Genomic DNA, 10,526 nt, shown 5'->3' with positions numbered 1-10,526 from the left:
CGATCTCCTATCGGATGCCCATGTCGATGGGGGCGACCTCGACGCAGTACACGCCCTTGCTGAACGAGGACTTCTGCCAGCTACGACCCGCCCCCGACGGGGTCGCCCGCACCGGCTCGTACGGACCCTTGGCCGTGCCCTGAGCGTCGATGAGGAACCGTGCGTCGGCCGGACGCGATGCCGGTCCCGGCCCCGACTCCCCCACGACCCCAGCGGGTACCGCGACCAAATGGCCGCCCGCGTCGACCACCTCGGCCCCAGGCGAACCGATCAGCCTCTCGACCGCCCGGCCCAGCACGCCATCCGCCTCACCCACCGAATCCAGCCGGCGCTCCAACCCCTCGGTGAGCTGGACCTGCGGCACACCCCCGGCCTCCAGATGAGCCGCGACCGGCTCCAGCCCGGCCGTACGCAGGAGCGCCACCAGACTCGGATCGCGGTCCGGGTGTCCGACCTCCGGGGCTCTCCCGAACGGCCGTGGGCCGCCCGGTGGCGACTCGCCCGTACGGCGCCGCGTGCCCAGCGTGTCCGCCAGCGACGACGACACCGCACGGGCGTGCCCCGGCCCGCCCTCGCGCAACGCGCCGGCGACCAGCAGGAAAACGCCGTCTTGGACCGCCCGTCGCTCGTCCCGTACGGGCCCTGTGTCCACTTCGGGCGGCTCGTGATCGAGCGCGACGATGATCCCCGCCTCCGCGAGCAGGACTCTCCTGTCCTGCTCCGGCAGATCGGCCAGCGTGGCGTCTGCCGCCTGGACCGAGGCCCAGAAGTCATCGGGCGAGGACGATCCGGGCCTTGCGGCCCCAGAGGACGCGGGCGTCGGGCCGGGCGGGCCGGGCCACGTGCCGGGGAGGAGGAGCGCGAGGTCCTCGCCGGCCTCACGGGAGCCGTGGGCGGCCTGCGTCTCGGCGGCGACGAGGAGCCTGACCTCGTCCGGCAGGTCTCCGGCCGGCAGATCCAGGTTCGCGACGATCTCGTCGGCCTGCGCCGGCGGCGATGACATGGCGCCGAGTGCCTGCTGCAGCACCGCTTCCGCCCACCGCAGGGCTCCGTCGAACAGAAGCGCGGTGACCACTGGGAACACCCGCGTGCCGGCCGGAAGCGCGCCGCCGTCCGCGTCCACGGGCGCGGCATCGTCTTCGGTTTCGATGAACGGCGGACTCACCGCGAGCGTGGCGGCGAGCGCATGTGCTGCCTCGTGCCCTTCGTCGGCGAGCGCCGCGGCGACGAGCAGCCGCAGCCGGAAGATGCGATCCAGGTAGGCTGCGAGCCCGATGACGCCGTCGAGCCCCTCGAACCCGGCCGTCTCGCGCAGGATCGTCTCAGCGTCCGCCCACACCCGGGTCGCATTCTCCGGATCCAGGTCCTCGGTGATCGCGAGCGCTCGGCGGATGGTCAACTCGCGTGCCAGGTCCGAGCCGGCCGCCTCTCCGTTCCGGGCGATCTCGGCGGCCACGAGCAGGCGCAGCCGGTCCGCCGCGGACACCGCGCCTTCGGTGTCCGTGACCGACGTGACCAGGCCGGCGACGTCCGCGACGATCGCCGAGGCGGTGTACATCACGCGCGTGTAGCGGGCCAGCGGCAGCTTGCCGAGCGTGACGCGCGCGCCCTCGACACCGGCCCTGGTGGACGCGTCGCCGGCACCGTCCGGCGACGGATGCCCGTCGGCGCGTGCCGGGGCGCCATCCTGCGGACGCGGAGCCGTGATCGACGGACGCACGTCGGCCGGTCCGGGGACCACCAACGGGTCAGCCGATCCCGGCTGCGCGTGCAGGTCAAGCGTGGGCCGTCGCGGGTCGGCGCTGGTGTCGGGAGTGTCGTTGGCCGGGGTGCCGTTGCCCGGGGTGCCGTTGCCCGGGGTGCCGTTGCCCGGGGTGCCGTTGCCCGGGGTGCCGTTGCCCGGGGTGCCGTCGGCCGGGGTGCCGTCGGCCGGGGTGCCGTTGCCCGGGGTGCCGTTGCCCGTAGTGCCGTTGGCCGGGGTGGTGGTGCCCGGGCCGCCTCCCGCCTGTCCCGCGTTCGCCCGCGAATCGGTCGTGGGGGACACCGGAGTGTCGGCCGCCGAGGCGGACCCCGTGGACGGATCGTCTCGCGACGAGCCGGGGGTGTCGGGGAGGGCCTGCTGTTCCTGCTGCGACACGGCGGCGGGCGAGTCTCGGTCCGGCTCTGGCGCGGGGGGTTCGGTGGACGAGGCGGACGGCTCCGGGACGTGTCCCGCCGGCGGCCGGCTACCGGCCGTGGTGCCGGAGGAAGGCACGGGCGGGACGGTGCCCACCGGATCACCGATGTTCAGCGGCGGGACGCTCATCGCGGCGGTTCCCGTGTTGGTGTCCGCACGGAACGGCTCGGGAAGCGGGGTTTCCGGATTCGTAGCCGTACCGATCCGTGGCGCCGGCGCGTTCCCGTCGCCGACCCCTGACGTGGTGCCGCCGGCGTTCGCTCCGGAGAACGGTACGGCGCCGAGCGTGCCCGAAACCGTGCCGATCACGGAACTGCCGATCACGGAACCGCCGGAACCCAGCGGTCCCGTACCCGGCAGGTGAGGAGCCTGCTCGGCCGGAGTGGCGCCCTCGGCGCCGTCGCGACCACCGGTCGTGCCGCCCTCGGTGACGGAGGTGTCGTGGGGCGTTCGGCCGTCCGGTTGCGAGGTGTCGTCCTTCGGTGCGGCCGTGCCGCTCTCATGCGGAGTGACGCCATCCGGCGTGTGCACACCCGGCCGGCCGTCGACGTCCTCGGGCCGCCGGACGTCCGTCTTGGCGGATTCGCTGATGTTGGGAGAGTCGATACCGCTGTGCTCCCCTTGTCCCTGGGGATCGCCTTCGACACCCGCGGGATCGTCCCCGCGAGCGGTGACGGTGGGCGTTTCATCGCTGTCTCCACCCGACGGCTTCCTCGTCGGCTCCGGCCTGGGCTTCTCGAGCGTCAGGACGGTGGTACCCCGACCGGACGCCGGTTCGGCGCCGGCGCCACCGCCCGAAGGCTTCGGCGTGCTCTCGCCGGAGCCGGGCGCGGAGTCCTCGTCGCCGGACGACCGGCCCTGGTTACCGGACCCCGCGTCGTCGCGTTCCGATCCGGCTCCGCTGTGCCCGGCCTCGGTCTTCGGCTGGTTCGTCGGGTCAGGCCGGTTGTGCGGCGTCTTCATGGCCCGTTCGAACGCGGCCTGGGTAATCCGGTCCGTCAGCTCCCCATGCGCCTTCGCGACACCCGCGGGCCCCTCATCACGGTGAGCATTCGCGAACTTCCCCGCCCACTCATTCGCCTCGTGATCGCTCAGCCCACCATCGTGCGCGATATCCCGAGCCGTCTCTCCCACCTGCTCAGGAGTACGAGTAGGCAACGGATCATCGTGACTCAACGCACTGTCACGGCCCACACCCCTCGGCTGATCCGTCGGATCCGGACGAAGACCATGCGGCGTCTTCATGGCCCGCTCGACCGCAGCCTGCGTAATCCGGTCCGCCAACTCCTCGTGCACCTTCGCGACACCCGCCGGACCCTCATCACGATGAGCATCCGCGAACTTCCCCGCCCACTCATTCGCCTCGTGATCGCCCAGCCCACCATCATGCGCGGTATCCCGAGCCGTCTCTCCCACCTGCTCAGGAGTACGGGTCGGCAACGGATCATCATGACCGGACCGAGCGCTGTCCCGTCCAATGCCGGGCCCCGGCTCGTCCGTCGGATCCGGACGAGGACCATGCGGCGTCTTCATGGCCCGTTCGAACGCGGCCTGGGTAATCCGGTCCGTCAGCTCCCCATGCGCCTTCGCGACACCCGCGGGCCCCTCATCACGATGAGCATCCGCGAACTTCCCCGCCCACTCATTCGCCTCATCCTGACCCAAACCACCATTACGCGCGATATCCCGAGCCGTCTCTCCCACCTGCTCAGGAGTACGAGTAGGCAACGGATCATCGTGACTCAACGCACTGTCACGACCCACACCCCTCGGCTGATCCGTCGGATCCGGACGAAGACCATGCGGCGTCTTCATGGCCCGCTCGAACGCGGCCTGCGTAATCCGGTCCGTCAGCTCCTCGTGCACCTTCGCGACACCGGCCGGCCCCTCATCACGGTGAGCATTCGCGAACTTCCCTGCCCACTCATTCGCCTCGTGATCGCTCAGCCCACCATCGTGCGCGATATCCCGAGCCGTCTCTCCCACCTGCTCAGGAGTACGAGTAGGCAACGGATCATCGTGACTCAACGCACTATCACGACCCACACCCCTCGGCTGATCCGTCGGATCCGGACGAAGACCATGCGGCGTCTTCATGGCCCGCTCGACCGCGGCCTGCGTAATCCGGTCCGCCAACTCCTCGTGCACCTTCGCGACACCCGCGGGCCCCTCATCACGATGAGCATTCGCGAACTTCCCCGCCCACTCATTCGCCTCGTGATCGCTCAGCCCACCATCGTGCGCGATATCCCGAGCCGTCTCCCCGACCTGTTCCGGAGTACGCGAATACCGGTTCGGTTCGGCACCACCGGGTATGCGCACGCCGGGATGCTCGGACGTGCCCTGGGGGCCGGCGCCTACGTCCTCACGCAGAAGGTTCGGCCGATCGGGCGACTCCCCTGAGGTCGCGCGCTCGTCCTCGGACGAGCCGCCGTGCTCGGAGACCTTCCCGTTCGACGGGCTCTTCGCGCCGTTCGCGCCGCCGGCAGGCTTCTCACTCGAACGGACGCCGCCGGAGTCGCCGGCCGACGTCTGGCCCGGGCGCCGCGAGGAGTCCGCATTCGCCGGGTCGTGGACCGATTCGTCGTCCGACGGTACGGAGCTCCGGCGGTTCGACGCACCCTCGTTGCCCGTGACCACCTCGGTGTTGGACTTCTGGGTGGCCGGGTTGGACGGATCACCCTGACGGTCGCCGTTCCCGGTGGAAGTGCGATTCTCGGTCTGCTGGTTCGGACCGGACTTCGACGTGTCGTTTCGCCCGCCATTCCCGGTGAAAGTACGATCCTGACCGGACTGACCCGGACCGGGCCTCGACGTATCGCTCCGCCCACCGTTCCCGGTGGACACATCGGTGTTCGGCCTCTGGGTGGCCGGGTTGGACGGATCACTCTGGTGATCGCCGTTTCCCGTGAAGGCATCGTTGTTGGACTTCTGGGTGGCCGGGTTCGACGGATCGCCTTGGTGATCGCCGTTCCCGGTGAAGACGTCGTTGTTCGACTTCTGGGTGGCCGGGTTGGACGGGTCGCTCTGGCGGTTGCCGTTCCCGGTGGACACATCGTTGTTCGACTTCTGGGTGGCCGGGTTGGACGGATCGCCCTGGCGGTCGCCGTTCCCGGTGAAGGTGCGGTTCTCGGTGGGCTGGTTCGGGCCGGGCCTCGGTGTGTCGCTTCGGCCGCCGTTGCCGCCGCTGGTGTACGGATCGTTGTGGGAGGACAACGTTGTCGGATTGGGCACGCCTTCCTTGGCGTTGTTGCCGTTACCCGAGAACGGATCACTCGCGGACTTCGTCACGTTCGGATTCGCGACATCGCTGTTCGGCTTGGCACCGACATCGGTCACCGTGTCGTTCTTCGACGCGTTGACATCCACCTTCGGCGGACCGGTCACACCGTCCTTGCCGCCGTTGACGCTCCCGGGGGTGGTCTGCGGAGTGTTGTTCGGCGTCTTGACCCCGTTCGCCCCGGGATCGGGAACCTTGCCCGTGACCTTCGGAGCGCCCTTGGGCGTGTTCTCCAACCCATCGAACCCACGGAAAGCCAAACCACCAAAGGCACCCATCCCCATATTGATGCCTTCTTGATCCCAATCGATATGGAAAGGCAACCCCGTCGCCGCACTACCGATCGCCTGACCCAGCGCATCCACCCCAAGAGTCGACGCCGCACCACTCACCGCGGAACCCGTGTAATCGACGATCACACCAAGAGGGCCGAGCTTGCTCATGATCTGATCGATCACACTGACAAGACGGGCCAGAACCTGGCCAAGGACCTCCATCAACCCGACCAAGATCCCAGGCAGGATCAGGCCGATCACCCCGGCCAGAAACCCGAACATCGACACGATGATGTTCTTCACAGCCTCCTGATGCGCCTTGTGATTCGCCTCAATGAGCTGCTCGGCGTAATAATTGATCGCCCCACCGATCTGATACGCACTATCACGAGAAGCCCGAATCATCTCCGCGATATGACCAGTGAAGACATACTTGGCCGCCGTCCCCGCGACACTGTTCCACTCCATATCCAGATACACCGCATCAGTCACCGGAAGCAGAAACTTCTCCTCCAGCGCATCCCCCATCGCGATCCACTGATTGCCCAACGCGATGATCTGATCCGCATCCACACCAAGAAAATCAAGAAAATCCGGCATCAGACCGACCCCCTCGACACCGAGAGGAACGGCCGACGCACCATGCCGGGCGGGCACGACCGCACGGCGAATGACGCGCCGAGCTCACGCCATATCATCGTCACGGGAACCCGCATCACGATCAGCTCCTATCGATCCTCGTCCAGCACGGTCTGGATCACCTGCGCCGGCCTGTCGCGTCGTACGAGAGCGGCCCGTCCCGGCGGCCGCTGGACGGCACGCTGATCGCCGAGCAGCACGCCCTCCCGGTGGTCGCCGGACATCACCAGGCCCGGCGCACCGAGCTCGCGCAATCTGCTGATCAGCGGATCGGACATCAGGGAGCGGGAGCTACCGCCGACACGCCGCGCCAGCACCAGGTGGAAGCCGACGTCGCGGGCCTGGGTCAGATAGTCGGCCAGCGGCGCCAGTGGCCCCCGCGACGCGGTTCCGCAGACGAGGTCGTAGTCATCCACGACGAGGTAAATCTCCGGGCCGGTCCACCAGCTGCGTTCTCGCAGGTCCTGCAGAGAGACGTCCGGCGGAGGGAGGCGTTCCTTGAGCTTGCCGACGAGCTGCTCCACGTACACGGAGGCGTACTCGACGTCTCCGGCCCGCCCGCCGACGTACGGGTCGGGTACCGCGTCGAGGAGGCCGCGCCGGTAGTCCACGACGATGAACCGCACGTCGTACGCCGACTTACGCTCGATCAGGCCGCGCATCCACGCGCGCAGGAACGATGTCTTGCCGGCTCCGGAGTCGCCGAACACGAGGAAGTGCGGCTCGCCGGCGGACAGGTCCAGCTCGACCGGCGCGAGGTCCACTTCTCGCAGTCCGATCGGCACCCCGCCGGGCGTGGGCTCGTGGCCGGCGCCGCCACTCGCCGCGGCGCGGGCGGCGGCCTGCAGGTCGGCGAGCGTCACCTCCTTCGGCAGGATCCGCAGGCGCGGTGCGTGTTCGCCCGGCCAGGAAGCGGCGATCTCGACGACCAACGCTTCCTGTGCCTTGCCGAGGTTGTCGGTGGCCGGGACGCCGTCCATCCGCGGCAGTGCCGCGTGGTAGATCAGCCCCGGCGCCGTGATGCCCCGGCCCGGTGTGACCGTGCGCAGCAGCTTGGCGGCCTGCCGGTTCACCTCGGATTCGGCGGGCTCGTTCAGCCGCAGCTCGATCCGGCCGCGGATGTTGTCGCGCAGGTTGGTCCGGATCTCCGGCCACCGGTTGGCGGTCAGGATCAGGTGCACGCCGACGCCCAGGCCTCGCGAGGAGATGTCCACCACCAACGCGTCGAAGCTCTCGTCCGCCGCACGTACGGCGGCCCAGTTGTCGATCGCCAGGACGACGTCGGCGGTGCTTATCCCGGTGGGCAGACCGCCCTCGTCCCGCAGCCGGCGGAGGTCGTTGGCCGAGGAGATGCCGAGTTGCTCGAACAGTCGTTCCCGTGCGCCGACGAGCTGGTGCACCTCCGAGAGCGCACGACGGGTGCGCTCCTCGTCATGACGTCCGGTCACACCCCTGACGTGCGGTGCGTCCTGCAGACTCTGCAGCCCGCCTCCGCCGTGGTCCACACAGTAGAACTGCAGTTCGTCTGGGGTGTGGGTGAGCATCGCGGCGATCAGCGCGGTGCGCAGCGCGGTGCTCTTGCCGGTCTGCGGCGCGCCGACCAGCGCCAGGTGACCGTGGGCACCGGCCAGCTCGAGGATCAGCGGATACTGGGTCTGCCGTGCCGGGAGGTCGACGACGCCGATCGGGAAGCTGAGCTGTCCCTGTGGCCAGTTCGTCGCCTGGAGCCCTCGCGTGGACCCCTCGGCGTCGGCGGTGCCGAAGATCGCGTCGAGCGTGATGTGCTCCGGCAGAGGTGGCAGCCATACCTGGTGCACCGACGAGCCGTACCTGCGCACCTGGTCGACCGCGACGTGCATCTCGGTGCGCTCCCCCGCCGCCGCGCGGGGTGCGAGCGGCTCGGATTGGTCCGCCGTGGACTCGTCTCGTCCCTGGTACGGGGTGCGGAACGTGAAGGGGACCGGCGGAAGCCAGGGCGTGGCGCTCACCTCCTCCTCGTCCGGCTCGCGGTACGGGGCGGAGACGTGTGCCACGCGGAACCGCTCGTACAACGACTCGTCGACCTTCAGGTACGCCGACCCGGGGATGGACGGCAGCCGGTAGGCATCCGGGGTGCCGATCACCGCGCGGCTCTCGGCGGCGCTGAAGGTGCGCAGGCAGATCCGGTACGACAGGTGCGACTCCAGGCCCCGCAGCCGCCCCTCTTCCAGCCGTTGTGTGGCCAGCAGCAGGTGCATGCCCAGGCTCCGGCCGACCCGGCCGATCTGCACGAAAAGGTCGATGAAGTCCGGGCGCTGTGACAGCAGCTCGCCGAACTCGTCCACCACGATCAGCAGGTACGGCAGCGGCTCGAGCGGGCGGCCATGGACGTCGGTCCCCCCGGCGGCCTGCCGTATCTGGTAGTCGCGCAGCGAGTCCACGTTCCCGGCGTCGCGCAGGATGCGCTGGCGGCGCTGCTGCTCACCGTGCAGCGCGGCCCGCATGCGGTCCACGAGCGCGAGGTCGTCGGCGAGGTTGGTGATCAGGCCGGCCACGTGCGGCAGGTCGGTGACGCCCGCGAACGTCGCGCCGCCCTTGAAGTCCACCAGCACGAAGCTCAGCAGCTCCGGCGAGTGCCGCATCGTCAGGCCGGTCACCAGGGTGCGCAGTAACTCGCTCTTGCCGGATCCGGTCGCGCCGACGACCAGCCCGTGCGGGCCGATGCCGCCCTGCGCGGACTCCTTCAGGTCCAGGTTCAGGTACTCGCCGTCACCGGTCACGCCGATCGGCATCCGCAACAACGCGTCATCGTCCGGGGCCTGCCACCGCGTCCGCGGATCGTACGTCGCCAGGTCCGCGACACCGAGCATTTCCGGCAGCGACACGGTACGGGACAGCACCTGATCCCGCTCGCCGGAGAGACGGAGCGGAGCCAGGAACCGGGCGATCTGCGCGCACAGCACCTGATCCGCCCGATCCGCCGTAGCGTCCTCGATGATGCTGTGCAGCGACGGGTTGCGGCTGGTCAGCACGAGGCCGCCCGATTCGTCGACGCGCGCCCGCACGTCCACCCGCCCAGGCTCTTCCTTCTCCCTGCCGACCAGGCAGACGACCACCACACCGGTGTCCGGCCCGGCCTCCGACAGCAGGCGCGCCACCAACGGTGTACGCGCCCAGTCCGCGTCCGGCCGGTATCCGTCCAGCACGACGACCAGCCGGCAGCGCGGACCGGTGTCGCGCAGAACACCCATCCGGGTCGCACGCTCCGCCCGCTCCTGCTGCGCCTGTGTCAGCTGGTCCTCCAGATAGTCGGCCAGCCCGTCGAGTTCCGCGGCAACCAGCGGCACCACGCCGGCCTCGGCCCCCCGCGCCTCCCGATCGTGCGTGTGCGGAAGCCATTTGGCCCATTCCCAGTCCGGTGCGCCGTTGGCGCACACGGCCACCGCGACGTCGTCCGGCGCGTGCAGCGCCGCGAGCTGGCTGAGCAGCGCGCGGGCCGCGGCCCGTGTCTGTTCGGCCGGGCCGAGCAGGCTCACCACGCCGGACCGCCCGAGATCCAGCCAGGCCGGCTGGCCGCCCACCGTTTCGTTGGCCGCGACCACCTCCTGGGCCGCGCGCTGTGACTGCTTGTCGTACTCGGCCATCGGGTCGCTGCGTCCGCTTTCCTTGATCTGCAGGGCGTGCGGGCCGTAGCCGACGCCGAGCCGCAGTTTCAGGAAGTCATCATCGGTCGGCCGCCGCTCCCACACGCGCCGGCGGCCCGCGGCGATCGCCAGCAGCCGCTCCGGGCTCGGATGGGCGAACGCGCTCGCCACCCGCTGCATGTTCGCGACGCCACGGGCCTGCCGGCGGATGTCCGCGAGGTGCTCGTTGAAGCGGTCGCGCAGCCGTTCGCGGGTGCGGCGGTTCGTGCTGCGGAGCTGCCAGCGGACGGCGACCGTGACGCCGACGGAGACCACCACGAACGAGATCCCGAGGACGACCAGCCACGGCTTGCCGTACGTCACCATGTAGGCCGCCATGCTGACGCTGCTCAGCAGCGGCAGCAGGATGAACAGCCAAGTGGAGGCGTTGTTGTTCTGCGGAGCCTGCGGCGCGGCCGCCAGGGTGACGCGTTGTTCCGGAACCGCCGGCGGCATGGTGCGGGCGGGCCGGTGGAAGGCGATCCTGCTCATCT

2 protein-coding genes are annotated in these 10,526 nt (G+C 69.8%); both read right to left on the bottom strand.

Translation table 11 applies throughout. The features are described 5' to 3' along the window. Window positions 1-7 precede the first annotated feature (7 nt). Window positions 8-6,331, bottom strand: a complete 6,324-nt coding sequence (locus FB559_RS32690; protein ID WP_141960801.1) for a hypothetical protein — start codon at window positions 6,329-6,331, stop codon at window positions 8-10. A 128-nt stretch (window positions 6,332-6,459) separates the two neighbouring features. Then, window positions 6,460-10,524 (bottom strand): type VII secretion protein EccCa, encoded by a 4,065-nt coding sequence (gene eccCa / locus FB559_RS32685; RefSeq protein ID WP_141960800.1) that lies wholly within the window; start codon window positions 10,522-10,524, stop codon window positions 6,460-6,462. Window positions 10,525-10,526 lie beyond the last annotated feature (2 nt).

The sequence above is a fragment of the Actinoallomurus bryophytorum genome (assembly GCF_006716425.1).
In the GTDB taxonomy this organism is placed as follows: Bacteria; Actinomycetota; Actinomycetes; order Streptosporangiales; family Streptosporangiaceae; genus Actinoallomurus; species Actinoallomurus bryophytorum.
The sequence above is the reverse complement of the archived record's forward strand: the minus strand, read 5'-3'. Positions and strand labels throughout refer to the sequence as shown.